The organism is Cobetia sp. 5-25-4-2, from assembly GCF_013374075.1.
GTDB classification, from domain to species: Bacteria; Pseudomonadota; Gammaproteobacteria; order Pseudomonadales; family Halomonadaceae; genus Cobetia; species Cobetia marina.
Genome location: NZ_BLWK01000002.1, coordinates 111,755 through 134,203, shown reverse-complemented (window position 1 = coordinate 134,203; position 22,449 = coordinate 111,755). Strand labels below are relative to the sequence as shown.

18 protein-coding genes are annotated in these 22,449 nt (G+C 61.9%); 16 read left to right on the top strand and 2 right to left on the bottom strand.

Features of this window, described 5'->3' with window-relative positions; genetic code table 11:
* Positions 1 to 238 precede the first annotated feature (238 nt).
* Entirely contained in the window at positions 239 to 1,321 is a 1,083-nt protein-coding gene (gene hppD / locus HXS65_RS05455; RefSeq protein ID WP_176493412.1) for a 4-hydroxyphenylpyruvate dioxygenase, read from the top strand.
* A gap of 170 nt (positions 1,322 to 1,491) precedes the next feature.
* On the opposite strand, the gene HXS65_RS05450 is transcribed toward hppD, so the two are convergent.
* Positions 1,492 to 1,977 carry an Lrp/AsnC family transcriptional regulator gene (locus HXS65_RS05450; protein WP_077374671.1) on the bottom strand — a complete coding sequence of 162 codons (486 nt, stop codon included), beginning with the start codon at positions 1,975 to 1,977 and terminating at the stop codon, positions 1,492 to 1,494.
* 511 nt (positions 1,978 to 2,488) lie between these two features.
* Between HXS65_RS05450 and leuA the strand changes: the two genes are divergently transcribed.
* Together leuA and gltS are read left to right on the top strand one after the other, a co-directional pair.
* Positions 2,489 to 4,213, top strand: coding sequence for a 2-isopropylmalate synthase (gene leuA / locus HXS65_RS05445; protein WP_077374668.1), 1,725 nt, complete (start codon positions 2,489 to 2,491; stop codon positions 4,211 to 4,213).
* A 458-nt stretch (positions 4,214 to 4,671) separates the two neighbouring features.
* Positions 4,672 to 5,862: a sodium/glutamate symporter gene (gene gltS / locus HXS65_RS05440; RefSeq protein WP_077374665.1), complete on the top strand. Its 1,191-nt coding sequence runs from the start codon at positions 4,672 to 4,674 to the stop codon at positions 5,860 to 5,862.
* Between the two features lie 144 nt (positions 5,863 to 6,006).
* On the opposite strand, the gene HXS65_RS05435 is transcribed toward gltS, so the two are convergent.
* Positions 6,007 to 7,503: a DASS family sodium-coupled anion symporter gene (locus HXS65_RS05435; protein WP_077374662.1), complete on the bottom strand. Its 1,497-nt coding sequence runs from the start codon at positions 7,501 to 7,503 to the stop codon at positions 6,007 to 6,009.
* A gap of 526 nt (positions 7,504 to 8,029) precedes the next feature.
* Here HXS65_RS05435 and galE point away from each other — a divergent pair.
* From galE to pheS, 13 genes are all read left to right on the top strand, one after another.
* Positions 8,030 to 9,049, top strand: coding sequence for a UDP-glucose 4-epimerase GalE (galE, locus tag HXS65_RS05430; RefSeq protein ID WP_077374660.1), 1,020 nt, complete (start codon positions 8,030 to 8,032; stop codon positions 9,047 to 9,049).
* Positions 9,050 to 9,216: 167 nt separating this feature from the next.
* A complete protein-coding gene (cysQ, locus tag HXS65_RS05425) occupies positions 9,217 to 10,047 on the top strand; it encodes a 3'(2'),5'-bisphosphate nucleotidase CysQ (RefSeq protein ID WP_176493411.1) in 831 nt (276 codons plus the stop codon).
* A 25-nt stretch (positions 10,048 to 10,072) separates the two neighbouring features.
* Positions 10,073 to 11,968: a phosphoethanolamine transferase gene (locus HXS65_RS05420; protein WP_176493410.1), complete on the top strand. Its 1,896-nt coding sequence runs from the start codon at positions 10,073 to 10,075 to the stop codon at positions 11,966 to 11,968.
* A 1-nt stretch (position 11,969) separates the two neighbouring features.
* Positions 11,970 to 13,322 carry a UDP-glucose/GDP-mannose dehydrogenase family protein gene (locus HXS65_RS05415; RefSeq protein ID WP_176493409.1) on the top strand — a complete coding sequence of 451 codons (1,353 nt, stop codon included), beginning with the start codon at positions 11,970 to 11,972 and terminating at the stop codon, positions 13,320 to 13,322.
* The gene (locus tag HXS65_RS05410) at positions 13,319 to 14,461 is read left to right on the top strand and encodes a glycosyltransferase family 4 protein (RefSeq protein WP_077374646.1); all 1,143 of its coding nucleotides are present in this window, start codon (positions 13,319 to 13,321) and stop codon (positions 14,459 to 14,461) included. Before HXS65_RS05415 ends, HXS65_RS05410 begins: the two co-directional genes overlap by 4 nt.
* 155 nt (positions 14,462 to 14,616) lie before the next feature.
* Positions 14,617 to 15,129: a DUF2489 domain-containing protein gene (locus tag HXS65_RS05405; RefSeq protein ID WP_077374644.1), complete on the top strand. Its 513-nt coding sequence runs from the start codon at positions 14,617 to 14,619 to the stop codon at positions 15,127 to 15,129.
* A gap of 111 nt (positions 15,130 to 15,240) precedes the next feature.
* Positions 15,241 to 16,395, top strand: coding sequence for an amidohydrolase (locus HXS65_RS05400; RefSeq protein WP_084208126.1), 1,155 nt, complete (start codon positions 15,241 to 15,243; stop codon positions 16,393 to 16,395).
* A 278-nt stretch (positions 16,396 to 16,673) separates the two neighbouring features.
* On the top strand, positions 16,674 to 17,549 hold the full coding sequence (locus HXS65_RS05395) for an OmpA family protein (RefSeq protein ID WP_065392602.1): 876 nt from the start codon (positions 16,674 to 16,676) through the stop codon (positions 17,547 to 17,549).
* Between the two features lie 344 nt (positions 17,550 to 17,893).
* Positions 17,894 to 19,792, top strand: a complete 1,899-nt coding sequence (thrS, locus tag HXS65_RS05390; RefSeq protein WP_176493408.1) for a threonine--tRNA ligase — start codon at positions 17,894 to 17,896, stop codon at positions 19,790 to 19,792.
* Between the two features lie 34 nt (positions 19,793 to 19,826).
* Complete coding sequence (gene infC / locus HXS65_RS05385; RefSeq protein ID WP_077374638.1) at positions 19,827 to 20,366, top strand: translation initiation factor IF-3; 540 nt, start codon at positions 19,827 to 19,829, stop codon at positions 20,364 to 20,366.
* A 100-nt stretch (positions 20,367 to 20,466) separates the two neighbouring features.
* A complete protein-coding gene (gene rpmI / locus HXS65_RS05380) occupies positions 20,467 to 20,661 on the top strand; it encodes a 50S ribosomal protein L35 (RefSeq protein WP_043335648.1) in 195 nt (64 codons plus the stop codon).
* Positions 20,662 to 20,706: 45 nt separating this feature from the next.
* On the top strand, positions 20,707 to 21,060 hold the full coding sequence (gene rplT / locus HXS65_RS05375; RefSeq protein ID WP_043335644.1) for a 50S ribosomal protein L20: 354 nt from the start codon (positions 20,707 to 20,709) through the stop codon (positions 21,058 to 21,060).
* A gap of 358 nt (positions 21,061 to 21,418) precedes the next feature.
* Complete coding sequence (gene pheS, locus HXS65_RS05370; RefSeq protein ID WP_176493407.1) at positions 21,419 to 22,438, top strand: phenylalanine--tRNA ligase subunit alpha; 1,020 nt, start codon at positions 21,419 to 21,421, stop codon at positions 22,436 to 22,438.
* The last annotated feature ends 11 nt before the right edge of the window (positions 22,439 to 22,449 follow it).

Here is a 22,449-nt window from a genome sequence, read left to right as displayed (position 1 = left end):
CGAGATGGCCGTCAGCACTATGGCAGAGTTTCGTTACATGTCTGGCGTGGGGGGAGGCAGGATACGGCACCAATGAGGGCGCAAGGTGCATGGGCAGGGCGGCAGGCAAGGCATAGATTCCCGATAACGGAATCGGGACATCACAGGTGATGTGCGGCGCGTTCGCCTGTCATGAAGGATGTCGCCCGCCTTTCTCTACCTTGCCTGCCTTGTCGGCAGCCTGACTCAGGAGTACTTCATGAACGCACCGGCGCGTATCGAACAGCACAATCCCATCGGCACGGACGGCTTCGAGTTCGTCGAGTTCACGGCACCGGATGCCGCCGGGATCGATGCCCTGCGTGGGCTGTTCTGCCAGCTTGGCTTTACCGAGACGCGGCGTCATCGCTCCAAGCAGGTGTTCCTGTTCCAGCAGCATGGCATCAATGTGGTGCTCAACGCCGAGCCGAACAGCCCCGCGGCACGCTTCGCGGCGATTCATGGCCCGAGTGCCTGTGCGATGGCCTGGCGCGTGGCAGATGCCGAGCAGGCGCATCGCTACGCGCTGGCGCACGGCGCACGCAGTGTCGAGCACCCTGTCGGCCCGGGAGAGGTCGGTATCCCGGCGGTGGAGGGGATTGGCGGCTCGGTGCTGTACTTCGTGGATCATCACCGGGAACGCTCGATCTACGACACCGACTTCGTCGCCTTAGATGGCGCAATCGAGAATGCCAACAGCGTCGGCCTGCATACGCTGGATCATCTGACGCACAACGTCGGACGCGGCCAGATGGATGTGTGGGCGGACTTCTATGCCCGCATCGCCAACTTCCGCGAGATCCGTTATTTCGATATCGAGGGCAAGATGACCGGGCTCTTCTCGCGAGCCATGACAGCGCCCTGCGGCAAGATGCACATCCCCATCAACGAGTCCGCCGACGACAACTCCCAGATCGCGGAATTCATCCGGGAATACAACGGGGAAGGCATCCAGCATCTGGCGATGGCGACGGATGACATCTATGCCACCGTCAAGGCGCTCAAGGCCAATGGCGTCAAGTTCCTGACCACACCCGAACCCTATTATGAAAAGGTCGATGCACGGGTGCCCAACCATGAAGAGAACGTCGAGGATCTCAAGGCCTTGAGCCTGCTGGTGGATGGCGCACCGGGTGAAGGAATCCTGTTGCAGATCTTCACCGAGACGGTGATCGGGCCGATCTTCTTCGAGATCATCCAACGCAAGGGCAATGACGGTTTCGGTGAAGGCAATTTCAAGGCGCTGTTCGAATCCATCGAGGAAGACCAGATTCGTCGCGGGGTGCTGGAGGGCGAGCGGTGAGCTTCATCGCGAGCAGCGGGCGCTCACCAGAGCTGGCCCGCCGGAGTGACCAGCTAGCGTGGCCGTCAGCCTGAACCTTCCGCCTGATGAACCTTCCGCCTTGAAACGACGACGCCCCGCCGAGATTCGGCGGGGCGTCGTCGTTTGGTCAACTGGCCCTCATGGCGTCATCACATCGTCGGCACGCGCTGATGGTCGATCACCTGACGCAGCACGAAGCTTGAATGCACGCCGGTGACGCCCTCGATACGGGTGATCTGCTTGAGCAGCAGGTCGTGATAGTCATCCATGTCATTGACGACCACCTTGAGCTGGTAGTCGGCTTCCTGACCGGTGATCAGCAGGCACTCCATCACCTGGGGCAGCGCCGCGATGGTTTCCTCGAAGTTGGCGAAGCGCTCCGGGGTATGGCGGTCCATCGAGATATGCAGCAGCGCCATCAGGCTCAGGCCCAGCTTGCGGGCATCGACCTGTGCCCGATACCCCGTGATCATGCCGCTTTCTTCCAGGGCACGTACCCGGCGCAGGCAAGGTGACGGTGACAGGCCAATGCGCTCGGCGAGCTCCTGATTGCTGATGCGTCCCGACTGCTGGAGTTCGTCAAGAATCCGTCGATCGAAGCGGTCCAGTGTCGGGAGAGAAATGTTCTGGCTCATTTTTCGCAATCCATTGGCGGTGAAGGTGTGAATTATGAAATAAAATGCTTTCAAGATGGCGGTTTAGTGGGTTTTTCGCAATCATGCACCCCGATATGAAGCATATACTGTAATCACTGTTCAGCGATTCAGATGTTCGACCATCAGGGTCGTGCGAGCAGGTGGACTGGCCACCCTGTCCAGCCCGCTTCCTGCGGAACCCGGCTCGCTTCTGATCGATGCGAGGCCGCTGAGAGGCATTCGACGGTGATCCCGCGATCTCTCCTTCCGCGCTGGCAACCGTGATCCGGAGCCACGTCCTGTCGCAGGTAGCGGCCATGTTCTCTACCTCCGACTTGCTTGCCTGTCGCGCTGGCGGCAAGCTTTCGGATGCGAGGGCCTTGATGCCCTCGTCATCTCACATTTACTCAGGCGCCCCGATTGGGACACTGTTGAGCGGGAAAGGTGCCATCGAATCCGCATCCGGATGTCGAACGTTGCTTTCCACGCCCACCACGCCAAGGACACGACCATGACTGCTGCATCCACGCCAAGTGCTGCCTTCGACCACACCAAATATCGCCCCGTCACGCCTGTCGCGCTGACCGACCGCCAATGGCCGTCGCGTACCGTGACCCAGGCGCCGCTATGGGCCAGTGTCGACCTGCGCGATGGCAACCAGGCGCTGCTTGAGCCGATGACGGTCGAGCAGAAGAAGCTGATGTGGAAGCTGCTGGTCAAGATCGGCCTCAAGGAGATCGAAGTCGGTTTCCCGTCCGCCAGTCAGCTCGATTTCGACTTCGTGCGCTGGTTGATCGAGGAAGACCAGGTGCCGGAGGGTGTCAGCATCCAGGTGCTGGTGCAGGCGCGTGAGCACTTGATCGCCCGTACCTTCGAGTCACTGGTCGGGGCGCGCGATGCCGTGGTGCACGTCTACAACTCCACCTCCACCGTTCAGCGCGAGCGGGTGTTCGAGATGGATCGTGAGGGCATCAAGGCCATCGCCGTCGAAGGTGCGCAGCTGGTCAAGGACTACGCTGCGCGTTACCCGGACACCCACTGGGTGTTCCAGTACTCGCCGGAGAGCTTCACTTCCACCGAGATGGATTACGCCGTCGAGGTCTGCGAAGCGGTGATGGATGTCTGGCAGCCGACACCGGACAATCGCTGCATCCTCAACCTGCCGGCCACGGTGGAAGTGGGCCCGCCCAATCACTTCGCGGATCAGGTCGAGTACTTCATCAAGCACCTCAGTCGTCGTGACTGCGCGATCATCTCGCTGCATACCCACAACGACCGGGGCGGTGCCGCTGCCGCTGCCGAGCTCGGCCTGCTGGCCGGGGCGGACCGCATCGAAGGGACCTTGCTGGGCAATGGTGAGCGCACCGGCAACATGGACCTGATCACCCTGGCGATGAATCTCTACAGCCAGGGCATTGACCCGGAGTTGGACCTCTCCAATCCGGACGAGATCATCCAGGTCTACACCGAGTGCACCAACCTGCCGGTTCACCCGCGTCACCCGTGGGTCGGTGAGCTGGTCTACACCGCCTTCTCCGGCAGTCACCAGGACGCGATTCGCAAGTGTCTCAAGAAGCAGCAGGCGGACGAGCCGTGGCAGGTCGCCTATCTGCCCATCGACCCGCAGGATCTGGGTCGCGACTTCCAGGCGGTGATTCGCGTCAACAGCCAGTCCGGTAAGGGCGGCATGGCCTTCCTGCTCGAACGCGATCACGGCATCAGCCTGCCGCGCTGGATGAGCCTCGAGCTCGCCCCGCACGTGCAGAAGGCCAGCGAGCAGGTCAGTGGTGAGCTGTCCAGCAACCAGATCCGCGCGATTCTCGATGCCAGCTTCAAGCGCGAGGCACCGCTGAGTCTCAAGGGCTATCGACTGGATCGTGAGGGGGCCGAGCAGCTCACCGCGACACTGATTGACGAGAAGGGTGAGCAGATTGCCCTGGCCGGTGAAGGCAACGGTGCCATCTCCGCCTTCATGGATGCCTGGCAGCGCCACACCGGTGCCACCGTCAGCGTGGTGGACTACGGCGAGCATGCGCTCGGGGAAGGCAGTGACGCCGTGGCGGTGGCCTTCGTGATGCTCAATCTCGATGGCAAGCGCGTCTGCGGCATGGCCGAGGATGGTGACACCGTGAGCGCGTCACTCAAGGCGGTGCTGTCGGCGGTCAATCGCGGCCTGGAAAGCAGTGCACGCAGTGAAGCGGAACGTGCCGAAGAGGCGGGTCCCGTCGCCGTCTGACGGCAATGAGCGACACGAGCGTCCACGAAAGGCGGAAATCCTGCTTGCAGTGACGGTCCACGAAGCCCTCGCCCCTTGCGGCGAGGGCTTCGTCGTTTCTCAAGGTCGATCACTCCCCAGCCCAGTCATGGCAAGGGATGAGCGCAATGTCAGTAGCTGATAACCCCGGCCTTGGCATGGCGAGCGGATATAGACTTTTGTCGGAAGTTGTCTGACGAGTCAATATCCGGACTTGCACCGGTGCCATCCCTGCGTATCATCGCTGCATCCGCGTAAATGATAACGATCTGGTGGTACAACGGATTCGAGAGCACAACAATTCCAAGCGGTGCAAGGGCAACCCCCCTGAGTGACGAGACAATGGATGTGTCCCCATCCCCTCGTCGGTCGGGATTCGCCGGTGCACCTCTCGTTCAGGAGGTCCGCTAGAACAACCCACAACTACTCATCGGTATCGCATGATTCAACTTGATGCTATCACTACCCTGCTGCTGGCGGCGCTTGTCCTCGTCGTCGGTCATCTGATTGTCGAGCGCGTACGCGTGCTGCGCGAGTTCAACATCCCCGAACCTGTGGTCGGCGGTCTCATCGCCACCCTCATCGTCACCGGCCTGCGTGGCCTGGGCTACGAGTTCCAGTTCTTCGCCGGTCTCCAGACCCCCTTCATGTTGCTGTTCTTCGGCTCGGTCGGCCTGTCGGCGGACGTCCGCATGATTCGTGCCGGCGGCAGCAAGCTGATCCTGTTCCTCGTGCTGGTCATCGGCCTGCTCATCCTGCAAAACCTGCTGGGTGTCGGTGTTGCCAGCCTGTTTGGCCTCGACCCGGTACTGGGGCTGCTCGGCGGTTCCATCACCATGTCCGGTGGTCACGGTACAGGGGCTGCCTGGGCCAACGTCTTCGCCGATGAATATGGCATCAATGGCGCGATGGAAGTCGCGATGGCCTGTGCCACCTTCGGCCTGGTGTTCGGGTCGCTGATCGGTGGGCCGACGGCACGTTTCCTGATCAATCGCATGAAGCGTGAAGGACAGGACATCAATGCCCAGGTCAGCGATTCCGAGTATGACGAGACGGAAGTCCAGCACCCGCTGAATACCGCCAATGCTCTGAAAACGCTCTTCATGTTGCTGCTCGGGGTCGTCAGCGGTCAGCAGCTGCAGGCACTCACGGCGGATACGGCCTTCTCGCTGCCGACCTTCGTGTGGGTGCTGTTCAGCTGTATCGTCATCGGCAACGTGGTGCGCGCCTTCGGCGACAAGCACCTCAATACCCATGCCGTGGATGTGCTGGGCAACATCAGTCTGTCCATCTTCCTGGCACTGGCACTGATGACGCTCAAGCTCTGGGATCTGGCCAATCTGGCACTGCCGATTCTGGCCATCCTGCTGGCACAGGTCGCGCTGGTGTTCCTCTACACCACCCAGGTCACCTTCCGCCTGATGGGCAAGAACTACGACGCTGCGGTGCTGGTCGCGGGTAACTGTGGTTTCGGCATGGGCGCCACGCCGACGGCGATCGCCAACATGCAGGCGGTCACGCAGCACCACGGGCCGTCACGTCTGGCCTTCATCATCGTGCCGGTGGTGGGTGGCTTCCTGATCGATATCGCCAACTCGCTGATCATCAAGGGCTTCCTCGGCTTCTTCTGAACATGACAGCAGGTGTCATGATGAGATGTCGCAGAATCTGCCTGGCATGAACGACAACGCCGGACTCCATGGGAGTCCGGCGTTGTCGTTTCAAGGGATCCCCCTTGCGGCGCGAGTGATGGGTCACGTCACGCTGTCAGGGAATCAGCTCCACAGTGCCACGATCAGGCCATAGGCCAGCAGCGTGACCACCACGGTGCCTGCCAGGTTCAGGAAGAAGCCGGCGCGCATCATGGTCTGGATCTTGAGGTGCCCGGTGGCGAACACGATGGCGTTGGGTGGCGTGGCCACCGGCATCATGAAGGCGCAGCTGGCCGCGATGGCCGCCGGCACGGTGATCAGCAGCGGGTCGATGTCCAGCGACAGCGCAAGCGCGCCCAGCAGGGGCAGGAAGGCGGCGGCCGTCGCGGTATTGGACGTGACCTCTGTCAGGAAGATGATCACCAGTACCACGATGCCCACGAGCCCGATGAGCGGCAGCACGCTGAACATCGACAGCTGTCCGGCGATCCACTCCGCCAGACCCGAGCTCTTGATGACGCCCGCCAGTGCCAGTCCCCCCCCGAACAGCAGCAATACGCCCCAGGGCAGGTCACGCGCGTCTTCCCACACCAGCAGGCGACGACCGCGTGAGGTGCCGGAGGGAATCGCGAACAGCCCGACGCCGATGGCCATGGCGATGCCGGTATCCGACAGCCACTCAAGGCCGCTCTGATTGATCAGCGGGCGGAACATCCACAGCAGGGCGGCTACCAGGAAGGCGATGCCGACACGTTTCTCGGCGCTGCTCATGACACCCAGTGCCTTGAGCTCACGCTTTATCATCTCGCCACTGTCCGAAGTCTCGGATGCGAAGGAGAAGGGCGTGCGCGTCAACCACCACCAGGTGATGGTGCACATCGCGATGGCCACCGGCAGGCCGACGACCATCCACTGGGCGAAGCCGATCTCGATGCCCTGGTCACTGGATAGGTAACCCGCCAGCAGGGCATTCGGCGGCGTACCGATCAGTGTCGCGATACCGCCAAGGCTGGCGGAGTAGGCGATGGCCAGCAGCAGGGCGGCGGCGTAGCGCTTCAGCTCCGGGTCGTCGCTGTCGCGCTCATCCCGGCCACTGGACATCAGGCTGACCACTGACATGCCGATGGGCAGCATCATGATGCTGGTCGCGGTATTGGATACCCACATGCTGATGAAGCCGGTAGCGATCATGAAACCGGCGATCTGACGGCGGGGTGAATGGCCGGCAAGCTTCAGCGTATGCAGGGCCACGCGGCGATGCAGGTCCCAGCGCTGCATGGCGATCCCGAGCAGGAAGCCACCGAGGAACAGGTAGATAGTCGGATTGGCATAGGCTGCCGTGGTGCTCTTGATGTCGTCGATGCCAAGTGCGGGCACCAGCACGATTGGCAACAGCGATGTCACCGGTATCGGCAATGCTTCGGTGGCCCACCAGGTCGCCATCAACAGCGCCAGGCCCACGCAGAGCCAGGCGGTGTCCGGCATGTCGCCCGGGGCAGGGGTCAGCCAGGTCAGCAGCAGCAGGAGCGGACCGAGTATCAGACCGATACGCGCCGCAAGTGGCGCTTGTGGCGGCGTGGAGGATTGATCAACGACGTGATCGGTAGGTTGCTCAGGCATGTCGACTCCAGAGAAGCCCGCTGGCGACAGGCTTCCTCATCATGTTGGTCATCGTGTTGTTGGTATGGGTCATGGTAGGTGATGGCACGTTGTCGTGTTGGCGTTGTTCACTGCACGGCATGCATTCGTTCCTGAACGGGAGGTCATGCACGTCGTGTCATGCTGCCTGCGTCGGTCGATCGCCGCCGAGAGTCGGTCAGGTGGGGCTTTCGGGCCGGCAGGCGGCGCCATTGTCTCAGCATTGCGCCACGGCTCAATAGCCTTCATTGCCTGTTTCGAAACTCCCGTGGGTGAAACCTTGACGCCGCGCAAGCGCGACGCTCGATCCGAGGCGCTCAGGTCGCGTGCGAGGCCTTGCGTGACGCCATCCTGCACGGGTCAGGTTGCTGTCTGGCGACAGACGCTGTCGTTGGCTGTGGACTTGTGAGCGCAAGGGCTGGAAGGTAGGGTTAGCAGCCATGAACGGGGCCGGCGCAGGTCAACTGCGCGGCCCACTGTCGCGTTACTTTCACAAGGAAGATGATGGATGATTCTGGTCACGGGTGGTGCAGGCTACATCGGGTCTCATACGGTATTGGCGCTCATGGAGGCCGGCCATCAGGTGCTGGTGCTGGACAACCTGTCCAATGCCAGCGAAGCCTCCCTCGCGCGTGTGGCGACGCTTGCCGGACGCGAAGTGCCGTTCGTCGAAGGGGATATCCGCAACGGCGCGCTGCTCGACAGCCTGTTCGAGCGTCATGATATCGAGGCCGTGGTCCACTTCGCCGGGCTCAAGGCGGTGGGCGAGAGCGTCGCCAAGCCGCTGGCCTACTACGACAACAACGTCAATGGCACCCTGGTGCTGTGTGATGCCATGGCGCGGGCCGGCGTCAAGCGTATCGTGTTCTCTTCCTCCGCCACCGTGTATGGCGATCCGGCGTCCACGCCGATCCGTGAAGACTTCCCGACGTCCGCGACCAACCCCTACGGCCGCTCCAAGCTGATGGTCGAGGAAGTGCTGCGTGACCTGTCCGTGGCGGATGACAGCTGGCGCATCGCGCTGCTGCGCTATTTCAATCCGGTGGGTGCCCACGAGTCCGGTACCATCGGTGAGGACCCCAACGGCATCCCCAACAACCTGGTGCCCTATATCAGCCAGGTGGCGGTGGGTCGCCTTGAAGAGCTGGCCGTGTTCGGTGATGACTATCCGACGCCGGATGGCACCGGGGTGCGTGACTACATCCACGTCGTCGACCTGGCCGATGGCCACCTCAAGGCGCTGGACTATCTGGCCGGTGAAGCGCGTGATGGCGTCCACACCTACAACCTGGGCACCGGCACTGGCTATAGCGTGCTGGACATGGTCAAGGCCTTCGAGAAGGCCAGCGGTCGCCCTGTGCCTTATCGCATCGCGCCGCGGCGTTCCGGTGATATCGCCGAATGCTGGGCGGAGCCGGACAAGGCCTTCAAGGAATTGAAGTGGAAGGCGGAGCTGGGGCTGGATCGCATGATGGCTGACAGCTGGCGTTGGCAGTCACGCAACCCCAATGGCTATCGCAGCAACTGAAGCAGGCATAGCAGCACCGATTGAGATGGGCGTGCGAGTGAGCTCGCACCCCGTCATCAATGGCTTCCTGGAAGCGGCCGTGGGCAGAATCCGCGGCCGCTTTTGCGTATGATGGCCCCGAGCTGAAAGCCGCGTGCTGACTCCCTTGAATTATCTGCGAGACTTCCATGAATCAGTCTGATGTCACCCCTGATCTTGAACTTCTGACGGCCATCGAGACGCTCTGCCGTGAAGCGGGGCAGGCGATACTCGCCGTTGCGCAGGGCGGCGATCTCGAGACACGCGCCAAGGCCGATGACAGTCCGGTGACGGCCGCGGATCTTGCGGCACACCGTGTGCTGGTGGAGGGGCTGGCCCGCCTGACGCCGCAGATTCCGGTGCTCTCCGAGGAAAGCGACAAGGCGGATATCGTGGCGCGCCGTGACTGGCAGACCTTCTGGCTGGTGGACCCGCTGGATGGCACCCGCGAGTTCGTCAACGGCAGTGGCGAATACACCGTCAATGTCGCCTTGATCCAGGGGACGCGCAGCGTGCTGGGCGTGGTGGATGCGCCGGTGCTCAGGGCGACCTGGAGCGGGCTTGATGGCGTGGGCGCGTTTCGCGAGGACGCCAATGGACGAACGACCATTCGCGTCAGCCCGGAGCCCGAGGTGTTGAGAGTCGTGGCCAGCAAGTCGCATCTCGATGCGCAGACGGCGGCGCTGATCGAGCGTCTGACGCCGGTCGAGACCGTCAGCTGCGGCAGTTCGCTGAAATTCTGTCGTATCGCCGAAGGCGACGCGGATCTCTACCCGCGCTATGCCCCGACCTGCGAGTGGGACACCGCCGCGGCGCAGGCCGTGCTGGAAGCGGCGGGCGGGTGTGTCTTCGATGCGCAGAGCCTGACCGATGGTCAGCCGGATGTGCTGCGTTACAACGCGCGTGACACCCTCAGAAATCCTTTCTTCATTGCCTGTGGCCAGTCTGACGGCCGCTGGCGCCAGGTGCTGGAGTGCTGACGCTTGCGCCTGAGCGAGATGACTCATGATGCGTGAAACCCATGACAATGAGCGGCCCGGGGCCGGTGGTGGCGAAGGCATGCTGCGCCGCGCGGGGCGTGCTCTCTTTGCCAGACGCACCGATGGCGGTGTCGCCGGTGGGCTGATCAGCGCCGTGCTGCTGTCATCGCTGGCCAGTCTGGTGCCATTGATCTACCACGGGCTGCTCGAGGGCGGTCTGATCCTGGTCGGTAACCTGCTGCTGTGGCCGTGTCTGCTGGCGGCAGCCCATCGCCCACGCTGGCGCTGGCCGGCACTTGGCCTGATGGCCGCACTGGGCGTCAATCTCTCGGCCAGTGTGGTCAGCGCCGTCTATTACGATTCGCGCTATGGCCTGGCCTTCGCGCTGAGTTCGCTGGATACCAGTCGCAGCGAGTCGATGGCGATGCTGTTCAAGTTCCCGCTGGCACTCATCGTGCCGCTGGGGTTCTTCCTGCTGGCCCTGTCACTGGCCAATCGCCATGGGGCGGGGTTGGCTCGCGCCCGGCTGGGGGGGCGCAGCGGAATCGCCTTCGTGCTCTGGATGCTGATGCTGCTGGCAGGTAGCTGGCAGTGGGGGCGTGCCAGCGTGCCGCTGGCCATCACCACGCTGTCGGTATCGCCGGGCTGGAACCTGGCCACCACCTCACATGCCTGGTGGGAAAAGGAGCGTTTCAAGGCACTGATGGCGGATGACTACGATTTCGGCAAGGTCACGCTCAGCCCTGATGTGCCGGATGATGCGGTCTTCGTGCTGGTGATCGGTGAGTCCCAGCGGCGTGATCAGCTGTCGCTCTACGGGTATTCGCGCCCGACCACGCCCAATCTCGACGCCCGTCGTGATCAGCTGGTGGTCTTTGACCAGGCCATCGCGCCGGCGCCGCAGACGGTGCTGGCGGTGCCGATGCTTTCCAGTCTGATGGACCCGCGCACCTTCTCGCCGCGCTATCTGGATGCCAACCTGATTTCATTGGCCAATCAGGCCGGCATGCATACGGAGTGGCTGTCACGTCAGGGGCTCGATATCACCTCCGAGCGCACCTGGATCACCGCCATCGCCCAGCGTGCCGACGTCGCCAGAACCATCATGACGGAGTACGACGACGGACTGCTGGATGCACTCGATGAGGCACTGGCGCGCAAGGTCAAAGGGCCGCGACTGATCGTGCTGCATCTGTACGGCAGCCATCCGCCGGCCAGCCTGCAGTACCCCGACTCGCTGCGTTACTTCCTGACACCGGACAGTACCTCGCCGCTGACCGATGCCTATGACGACAGTATCCGCTTCACGGACCAGGTGCTGGAGGGCGTCTTCCAACGTCTCGAGGGTCGCCATGCCGGCGTGCTCTACCTTTCCGATCATGGTCTTGAGCATGATCCGCTCAGCGATGCTTACGTGCATGGCGGTGATCGCCCCAGCCAGGCGCCTTATCGCATTCCCCTGTGGCTGTGGCAGGCGGGGCGTGGTCCCAATCCCGAGCGTGAGATGGTGCATCTGCGCGAGCATGCCCATCAGCCGTTCGCCAGTTTTGATCTTCCCTATCTGGCCAGTGACTGGATGGGAATCCACTTCTCGGGGGACAAGCCATGTCTGTCACCCTGGTCGGCCTGCTATCAGCCGCGCGAGCGCCATCCGGTGCTGGATCAACTGGGGCGTCTGAACTTCTTCGAGGATCTGCCGTCGGACTTTCTTGCCCGGCCGCTGGCCCCCGGTGCCGAAGAACTGGAAGAGGCCGTAGAGGCCACGACGCGTCTGCTGGAAAGTCCGGATGGCTTGCTCGACAGCGCTTCGGATGGCGCGTCATCCGCTCGTGCACAATCTTCTGGCGTGACGGCGAGGGAAACCTCCGCGCCGATCACCCTGTCACCCCCTTCACTACCCTCAGAGACACCCAAGGACTGACATGAAAATCACTGTCTTCGGAACAGGTTACGTAGGTCTGGTCACCGGCACCTGTCTGGCGGATGTTGGCCATGACGTGATCTGCATGGACGTGGACGCCGCCAAGATCGAGCGCCTCAAGCAGGGTGAGATCCCCATCTTCGAGCCGGGGCTCGAGAGCATGGTGACGCGCAACGTGGAGGCAGGGCGTCTCAACTTCACCACCGACGCCCGCGAGGCCGTCGCGCACGGCGTGCTGCAGTTCATCGCCGTGGGCACGCCGCCGGATGAAGACGGCAGTGCCGATCTCAAGTACGTGCTGGCCGTGGCGGGCACCATCGGTGAGCACATGGATGACTACAAGGTCATCATCGACAAGTCCACCGTGCCGGTGGGCACGGCAGACCGCGTGCACGCCCGCGTGGCTGAAGTGCTCAAGCACCGCGGCGTGAGCGTGGATTTCGATGTCTGCTCCAACCCGGAATTCCTCAAGGAGGGCGCGGCGCTGGAGGACTTCACGCGCGGTGCCCGCATCGTGGTCGGCACCGATTCCGAGAAGGTGCGCGAGCGCATGCGCGAATGCTACGCCCCCTACAACCGCAATCATGAAAAGCTGATGTTCATGGATGTGCGCGCCGCCGAGCTGACCAAGTACGCCGCCAACGCGATGCTGGCCACCAAGATCAGCTTCATGAACGAGATCTCCAACCTGGCCGAGCGCCTGGGCGCGGATATCGAGGAAGTGCGCCGCGGGATCGGCAGTGATCCGCGCATCGGCTACCACTTCATCTACCCGGGCTGTGGCTACGGTGGCTCCTGCTTCCCGAAGGATGTCCAGGCACTGGCACGTACCGCCAGTCAGGTAGGCTATGAGGCCGAGCTGCTCACCGCGGTGGAATCCGTCAACAAGCGTCAGAAGGTCACGCTGTTCGAGAAGCTGTCACGCGCCTTCGATGGCGATCTCGCCGGCAAGACCATCGCCGTCTGGGGGCTGGCCTTCAAGCCGAACACCGATGACATGCGCGATGCGCCGAGCCGCACGCTGATGGAAGCGCTGTGGGCGGCGGGTGCCAAGGTGCAGGCCTATGACCCGGAAGCGATGAAGGAATGCCGTCGTATCTACGGTGAGCGCGATGACCTGGTGCTGGTCGCGGATCGCATCCAGGCGGTCAAGGGTGCGGATGCGCTGGTGGTGTGCACCGAGTGGAAGGAATTTCGCACGCTGGATGGCGAGTGGTTGAAGCAGCAGCTGGCCTTCCCGGTGGTGGTGGATGGCCGCAACCTCTTCGAGCCGTCCGCCATGAAGTCTGCCGGCCTGATGTATTACGCGGTCGGCCGTGGTGATTCCATGCATCAAGCTCCGGAGGCCTCGTGAGCGCGGGTCTCGCGAGGTCAGAAAAGCTGGCCGCGATTGCCATTCGTCAGGTCGAGAAGAGCACCGGTGCCAGTCGCAACGCCTTCGAGCAGGCGGACGCCCTGACCGCGCTGGGGTATCGCGTGGTGATTCTCGCCGAACGTGGCAAGCCTGAGCTGGCGCGGGAGCATGGCGCGGAGCTGGTGCGTCTGTGGCGCTGGCCGTTCAAGGGGGCCTATCGGCGCTTCTGGTTCAATCGTCGGGTTCAGGCATGGGCCCGTCGCCACACGCCGGACCTGCTGGTCAGCCATGGGGATTGCGAGAGCCCGGATACCGTCTATCTGCACAACTGCGTGCATCTGGCGTCACAGTGCATCCATGGCCGTGATCTGCCTGAGAATCATGAAGTGGCCGCGATCCATGATCACGTGCTCAACGGTGGCAAGTTCCGTCAGGTGGCGGTCAATTCGCGCATGATGGGCGATGATCTCGTCGAGCGCTACGCGATCTCGCCGGACAAGATCGAGATCAGCTACCCGGGCTATGACCCGGTGCAGTTCACGCCCGAGCGTGCACGTGCCGGCCGTGAAGCCCAGCGTGAGGCGCTTGGCGTCAGTGGGGAAGAGCAGTTGATCGGGCTGGTGACCTCAGGGAACTTCACCAAGCGCAATGTGGCCGGATTCGTCGCCATGGCCGCGCTGATGGAGCAGGCCAGCCCCGGACGCTATCGTTTTCTGGTGGTGGGCAAGGATGATGCCGCGCCCTACCAGCAGCAGGCACAGGTGGCCGGTGTGGCTGAGCGCATGATCTGGCGTTCGACCATCGCCGAGGTCGAAACGCTCTATGGCGCGCTGGACCTGTTCGTTCTGCCGGCACATATCGAGGAATTCGGACGTGTCGCGCTGGAAGCCATGGCCTGTGGTACCCCGGTACTGCTCAATGCGCGTGTCGGCTCGGCCGAGTTGCTCGACGATCACCCCTCGCTGGTGATGGCCGCGCAATCCAGCCCGACGCAGTGGGCCGAGCGCTGTACCCATCTGCTGGAGAGCGACTCCGATGCGCTGAGCAGAACCCTGGCCGCACTTGCCACGGGCTACTCCCATCAGGCCCAGAACCTCAAGCTCAAGGCCAGTTTCGAGGCATTGATGGCGGGACGCTGAGCGAATCACCTGCTGATCAGAAAGCCCTGTATCCCGCTGGATACGGGGCTTTTTTTCTGTCAGGCATCGCGCGGGGGTCCCTGGGGCATCGCGCCGCCTTGGGTGTCCCGTCCGCAGTCCCTATACTCGTCACTTGATTTCGGCAGGAGAATCGCATGTCCCTGAGTACCAGCATCATTCTGATCGTCATTGCACTCATCATCATCGCCGGTCTGACGGCGTATGCGCTCAAGTTGCGCCGTGAGGTGAGGAAGCGCGAGGCGTTGCGTGCAGAGGAGTTGACGCGTGCACGCGCCAATTGCCTGGAGAGTCTTGAAGCGATTGCCCGTGCCATGCAGGCCGGCCAGGTGGACCTCGTGGAAGGGGGGCTGCGCTGCAAGGTGTTGATCGAGATACTGGATACCTCGCTGGCAGAGGATGACGTCCTGGGGGCCTTTGGCACCCTGCACGGGCGAGTGTCCCACCTGCATACCCACTCGGCACGCAAGGCACTGAGCCCGCGTGAGCGGCTGGCAGAGGACAAGGAGCGCATCGCCGTCGAGGAAGAGATGGCCAAGCCTCTTCAGCAGGCAGCGCAATGCGTGCTGGAAAGCATGCCGGTGTGGTATCGCGAGTACTTGGGACGTGAACGGCCCGTGGCACCGACGGATCTGGGTCAGGCGCTATAGCGGCATCGGGTGCTGCGCACGGGCGGGGAGAGCATTCGCTTCGGACCCGCGGGTCACGAGCCGCAAGGCATCGTGTGAATTCGGGTGGTATCAGGCCATTGAGAGGCTGGCATGAACAATACGCTCCCGCTGCTGGGAACTGAACTGATCGAGCTGCGTCATGCGCTGCATCGGGCACCGGAGCTGTCCGGGCAGGAGGAAGCTACCTCGGCCCTGATCGCCGGCTGGATGGAAGAGGCAGGCGCCGAGGTGGTCACGGGATTGGGGGGGCATGGTCTGGCGGCCATCTTCCGCGGCGCCGCGCCCGGTCCGCGGGTCATGTTGCGCTGTGAGCTCGATGCGTTGCCCATCGATGAGGTGCCACGGGGAGACTGGTCATCCTGTCACCAGCATGTCGGCCATCTCTGTGGTCACGATGGGCACATGACGTGGCTGCTGGGAGTGGCGCAGCGTCTGGCCAGGCGCCCGGTAGCCAGGGGCGAGGTGGTATTGCTGTTCCAGCCCGCCGAGGAGACCGGAGAGGGCGCGCGTGCGGTGGTACGCACCAAGGCCTTCGAGACCATCAAGCCGGATTTCCTCTATGCCTGCCACAATCTGCCGGGGCGGCCGCTGGGAGAGGTCAGCGTCCGTGATGACGCCTTCACCTGTGCCTCGCGGGGCATGATCGTGCGGCTTTCCGGACTGTGCGCCCACGCAGCCCATCCCGAGAATGGGCGCAGTCCCGCCATGGCCATGTGTCGCATCATGCAGGGACTCTCTCGACTGCCGCTGCAGTTCGCGGACGAGACGGGGCTTGCCATGGTCACTCTGGTGCACGCGCGGCTGGGGGAGGTCGCCTTCGGCACCGCGCCGGGGGATGCCGAGGTGATGGCGACCCTGCGCACGGAAAGCAACGACATGATGAAGGCCCTCGCCGAGGCGGCGGTCTCATTGGCCCGCAGTGAGGCGGAAGAGGACCATCTCGGCATCGAGGTGGACTGGTGCGATGCCTTTGAGGCGACCTGGAATTCAGCTGAGGCGAACGCGGTGATTCGTCGCGTGGCGGCGCAGGTGGGGCAGCCCTGTCATGAGCTGGATCAGGCACATCGCTGGTCGGAAGATTTCGGAGTGCTGGGGCGAGAATGCCATGCCGCCATGTTCACGCTGGGGGCCGGTGAAGCGCTCCCGGGACTCCATCATCCCCGCTATGATTTCCCGGATGACCTGATCATGCCGGGTGTCGCGCTCTTCGAGGGACTGGTGCGTCACCACCTGAACGGTGCATGAATCGTGACTTTTACAGCGTCTCTTAAATGATACAGGTAGTGTCAAAGTTTTTCGACGTTGCAAAAAACACTGTTTTCCTTCAACGTATGCATGAGGATCGGTACCGTTTTCAAGGGAAACAGACCCGATCAGAGCTGGAAGGACGCACTCAGATGTGCTTTCTTCTAAAGGGATGAGGTATATAAAATTCCTTTCACCGTAACGAGTTCGGCTCTTATACTCGGAGCCGCTGCGTAACACCCCGTTACAAATAGCGCTGTGTAAAGAAGGAGTCTTACATGAAAAGATCTACGACTGGCCTGGTTCTGGGGTCTGCATTGGTTGTTGGCCTGTCTGGCTGTGCAAGCTCTGCTTCCCAGTCCTCATCCGCTGAGAAGCCGTGGTACAGCCAGCCGTTCGTCTGCGGTCTGGCCGGTGGCCTGATCGGTGGGGGGATTGGTTACGGCGTCTCTGGCGACAGCGACGAAGACACCGGCGCTTCTCTGGGTGCCGTGGGCGGCGCGACTGCCGGTGCACTGCTGTGTGCTGACGACGCTCCGAAGTCCATGGACGACGACGGCGATGGCGTGCCGAACGATCGTGACGAATGCCCGGGTACTCCGGCAGGCGTCGCAGTCGATGCGAAAGGCTGCCCGCTGGACACCGACGGTGACGGCGTTGCTGACTACAAGGACCAGTGCCCGGGTACCCCGGCCGGCGTCACTGTTGACGCGAAAGGCTGCCCGCTGGATTCCGATGGTGACGGCGTGCCGGACTACCAGGACCAGTGCCCGAACACTCCGGCAGGTGCCAAGGTCAACGCCCTGGGCTGTGTCGCTGACCTCGTGCTGCGCGACGTGAACTTCGAGTTCGACTCCGCCAAGCTGACCTCCGGCGCTGAGCAAGTGCTGAACGGTGTGGCTGCCAAGCTGGTGTCCAACGAGAACGTTCGTGTCCGTATCGAAGGTCACACTGATTCCGTGGGTTCTGACTCCTACAACAAGCAGCTCTCCCAGAAGCGTGCTGACTCCGTCAAGGCGTATCTGGCCTCTGAAGGTGTCGGTTCCAACCGCATGGAAACCATGGGTTACGGTGAAGAGCAGCCGGTTGCCAGCAACGACACCGCTGCAGGTCGTGCTGAAAACCGTCGCGTCGAGCTTGCTGAAGTCAAGTAAGCCCATCGCGGTAAGCTGAATCAGACGGGGCGCCTTCGGGCGCCCCGTCTGCGTTTCCCCTTCATGATCATGTACCTGCTCATGAGTGTGTCTTTACGCTATTTGAGTGGGCTGCTAAGGTCTTGTCTCGATCATGGGCCATCGGTCCGTGCGTCCGTGATGTGTGGCCGGCGCGTCAGCGCTCTGCGCCATCACGGCAGCTTCCCCTGGCATCGTAGGCCGGGGACGGCAACCGTTCCGTCCATGATCCGTACCACCCCATCGAGCCGACGCCCCGGGCGCTCGGCTAAATTCGCTTCACGTGACCCTTGGTAAGGGCCACCACTGAATGCAAGGATTCCTTCATGCCTATCGTTACCCTGCCTGACGGCAGCCAGCGTACCTTCGATACTCCGATTTCCGTGATGCAGCTGGCCGAATCCATCGGTCCCGGCCTTGCCAAGGCGTGTGTCGCCGGCAAGATCAACGGCGTCGAAGTCGATGCCGCCGACATGATCACCGAAGATGCTGACGTCGCCATTCTCACGGCCCGTGATGCCGAAGGCCTGGACGTGATCCGTCACTCCTGCGCCCACTTGATTGGTCATGCCGTCAAGCAGCTCTATCCGGATGCCAAGATGGCCATCGGTCCGGTCATCGATGACGGTTTCTATTACGACATCGATTTCGGTCGCTCCGTGACGCCGGAAGACCTCGAGTCCATCGAGAAGCGCATGAAGCAGCTGATCGACAGCGATTACGACGTGGTCCGCGAGTACGTCTCGCGTGACGAGGCCATGGCCGCTTTCGAGAAGCGTGAAGAGCCGTACAAGCAGGAAATCATCGAAGGCATCGGTGAGGGCGATACCATCCGCCTGTATCACCATGAAGAATACACCGACATGTGCCGTGGCCCGCACGTGCCGAACACGCGTCACCTGAAGCACTTCCAGCTGCTCAAGCTGGCAGGTGCCTACTGGCGTGGTGATTCCACCAAGCCGATGCTGACGCGTATCTATGGCACCGCCTGGCCGGACAAGAAGCAGCTCAAGGCCTACCTCAAGCGTCTCGAGGAAGCCGAGAAGCGCGACCACCGCAAGCTGGCCAAGAAGCTGGATCTCTTCCACATGCAGGAAGAGGCACCGGGCATGGTGTTCTGGCACCCGAATGGCTGGACCATGTATCAGGTGCTCGAGCAGTACATGCGCCGGATCCAGCGAGCCAACGGCTACCAGGAGATCAAGACCCCTCAGGTCGTCGATCTTTCGCTCTGGAAGAAGTCCGGGCACTGGGGGCATTACAACGAGCTGATGTTCACCACCGAGTCCGAGAAGCGCGAGTACGCCGTCAAGCCGATGAACTGCCCGTGCCACGTCCAGGTCTTCAATCAGGGGCTCAAGAGCTACCGCGACCTGCCGCTGCGTCTGGCCGAGTTCGGCTCCTGTCATCGCAACGAGCCTTCAGGCTCTCTGCACGGCCTGATGCGTGTGCGTGGTTTCACTCAGGACGATGCTCACATCTTCTGTACCGATGATCAGGTGCAGTCCGAGGCGGAAGACTTCATCCGACTGACGCTGGAAGTCTATCGTCAGTTCGGCTTCGAGGATGTCGAGCTCAAGCTCTCGACACGCCCCGAGTCGTTCATCGGTGAGCCGGAAGCCTGGGACAAGGCCGAGGCTGGCCTGCAGGCGGCACTGGATGCGACCGGCCTGCCGTGGGAGCTTCAGCCGGGCGAAGGCGCCTTCTATGGACCAAAGATTGAATTCTCCCTGCGAGATTGCCTGAATCGTGTCTGGCAATGTGGTACGCTACAGCTCGACTTCAATCTGCCTGAGCGTCTCAGTGCCCAGTTTGTCGATGAAAGCGGTGAGCGTCGCACTCCGGTCATGTTGCACCGTGCGATTCTCGGCTCCTTCGAGCGCTTCCTCGGCATACTGATCGAGCACCACGCTGGCGCGATGCCTTTCTGGCTCGCCCCGGAGCAGATTGTCGTGATGAACATCACGGATTCCCAGGCAGAATATGCCAAGGATCTGGTCTCTCGCCTCGAGAAACATGACATCCGTGTCAAAGCAGACTTGAGGAACGAGAAGATCGGCTTTAAAATCCGTGAGCATACTCTGCAGAAGGTTCCTTACCTCATCGTCGTCGGCGACAAGGAAGTGGAAGCTGATGCAGTAGCTGTCAGAACCCGTTCCGGTGAAGACCTCGGCACCATGAAAGTTTCAGAATTCATGGAACGCCTGAAGGAAGAACAGGTCTGACAGTAACGAATTTCAGCCAAACGGAGACGCAACGATCAAGCGGAATAATCAGCGCGGACGCCCCCAGGAAAAGCGGGCTCCCATCAATGACCGTATTCGTGCGGACGAAGTCCGCCTCATCGACGCAGATGGAGAGCAGGTCGGCGTAGTGCCGACGAAAGAAGCGCTCACCAAGGCCGAAGAGGCAGGGCTCGACCTCGTCCAGATTTCCAATGCCGATCCCATCGTCTGCAAGATCATGGATTACGGCAAGTTTCTTTTCGATGAGAAGAAACAGAAGAATCTTCAGAAGAAGAAGCAGAAGCAAATCCAGGTCAAGGAAGTCAAATTCCGTCCTGGTACCGATGAAGGCGATTATCAGGTCAAGCTGCGTAACCTGACTCGCTTCATCGAAGGCGGAGACAAGGGCAAGGTTACCTTGCGCTTCCGTGGTCGTGAAATGGCGCATCAGGACATCGGCCGCAAGCTGATGGAACGTATCGCCGGCGACCTCGGTGAACTCGTGACCGTCGAGTCCTTCCCGAAGATGGAAGGCCGTCAGATGATCATGATTCTCGCGCCGAAAAAGAAGTGATCCACAGGCAGTAGAACGGACACATCAGGGTCACGCTTGCGGGCGTGGCTCTTTTTGTCGGCCTTGGATTTTCTCAAGAAACCGAGCGGAGTTAATACTCATGCCGAAGATCAAGACTAACCGCGGCGCTGCCAAGCGCTTCAAGAAGACTGCCAACGGCTTCAAGCACAAGCAGTCCTTCCGTAGCCACATCCTGACCAAGAAGTCGACCAAGCGTAAGCGTCAGCTGCGTGGCATGAAGCAGGTTCACGCTGCAGACAAGGCGCTGATCCAGCGCATGCTGCCGAACCTGTAAGCCGTCCTTACCTCGGTCCAACTTTCTTAATATCAGGAGTACGCTATGTCCCGCGTCAAGCGTGGCGTCGTCGCACGTCGCCGTCACAAGAAGATCATGAAGCAGGCCAAGGGTTACTACGGAGCGCGTTCACGCGTCTTCCGCGTAGCCAAGCAGGCTGTCATCAAGGCCGGCCAGTACGCTTACCGTGACCGTCGTGTCCGCAAGCGTCAGTTCCGTGCCCTGTGGATCGCGCGTATCAACGCTGCGGCCCGCATCAATGGCATGTCTTACAGCCGCTTCATCGCTGGCCTGAAGAAGGCCAATATCGAGATCGACCGCAAGGTCCTCGCCGATATCGCGGTTCACGAAAAAGCTGCCTTTGCTGCCATCGTCGAGAAGGCCAAGGCTGCTCAGTAAGTGACCGGATCAGATGTCGCCCGGCACCGGCCAGCCACGCGAGTGGTGAGTCGAGGCGCGACTGTCGAATGCTTGCATTGGACAGCTCAGGTGGCATCGAGATGACGTGTTACGTCACAGGGGAAGAGCAGCCGCTCTTCCCCTGTTTTTGTTTGGTGTCTCCCTCGGATTTCGGGAGAGGTGCCAGCGTGAACATGAATGAGGCTGGCCGCGTTGTGGGCCGGTCTCTGGCAAGGGCGCGACCGTCTGTGTGACTCACCGCGGACGGAGCGTTCTCCCTGCCGACCCTCGGGTCGGCGCGACTTCCATTGACGTGGGCTCTACCACGTCGATGACTCAAGCGATCGGAGCTGAACGGATGGAACATCTTTCCACCCTGGTGGACGAAGCACGCACCGCGATCCAGGCGGCCGGAGACGTCCAGACCCTCGATGAGGTGCGGGTACGCTTTCTGGGCAAGAAGGGCGAGATCACCGCGCTGCTCAAGGGGTTGGGCAAACTGTCCCCCGAAGAGCGTCCCAAGGCCGGTGAGACCATCAACGAAGCCAAGCAGCTGCTGAACGGCGAGCTGGAAGCGCGTCGTACCGCGCTGGAAACGGCAGCGCTCAATGCACGACTGGCTGCTGAACGCGTCGATGTGACCCTGCCGGGACGCGGCGAGCCAGTGGGTGGCCTGCACCCGGTGACGCGCACGCTTGAGCGCATCGAGAGCTTCTTCGCGCACATCGGCTACGGGGTTGCCGAAGGCCCGGAGATCGAAGATGACCACCACAACTTCGAAGCGCTGAACATCCCGTCGCATCACCCGGCGCGTGCGATGCACGATACGTTCTACTTCGACGCCACGCGTCTGCTGCGTACGCATACCTCGCCGGTGCAGGTGCGCAGCATGAAGGCCAGTGAACCGCCGCTGCGCATCGTCTGCCCGGGGCGTGTCTATCGCTGCGACTCTGACCTGACCCATACCCCTATGTTCCATCAGGTCGAGGGTCTGCTGGTAGATGAGAACGTCAGCTTCGCTGACCTCAAGGGCACCGTCGAAGAGTTCCTGCATGCCTTCTTCGAGCGCGATGATCTGGAAGTCCGTTTCCGTCCGTCCTACTTCCCGTTCACCGAGCCGTCTGCCGAAGTCGACATCCAGTGCGTGATGTGTGCCGGTGACGGCTGTCGTGTCTGCTCCCACACCGGCTGGCTCGAGGTGATGGGCTGCGGCATGGTGCATCCGGAAGTCTTCCGTCACTCCGGTATCGATAGCGAACGCTTCCGCGGCTTCGCCTTCGGCATGGGCGCGGAGCGTCTGGCGATGCTGCGTTATGGCGTCAATGACCTGCGGTTGTTCTTCGAGAACGACCTGCGTTTCCTTCGCCAGTTCAGCTAGGCACTCATTCA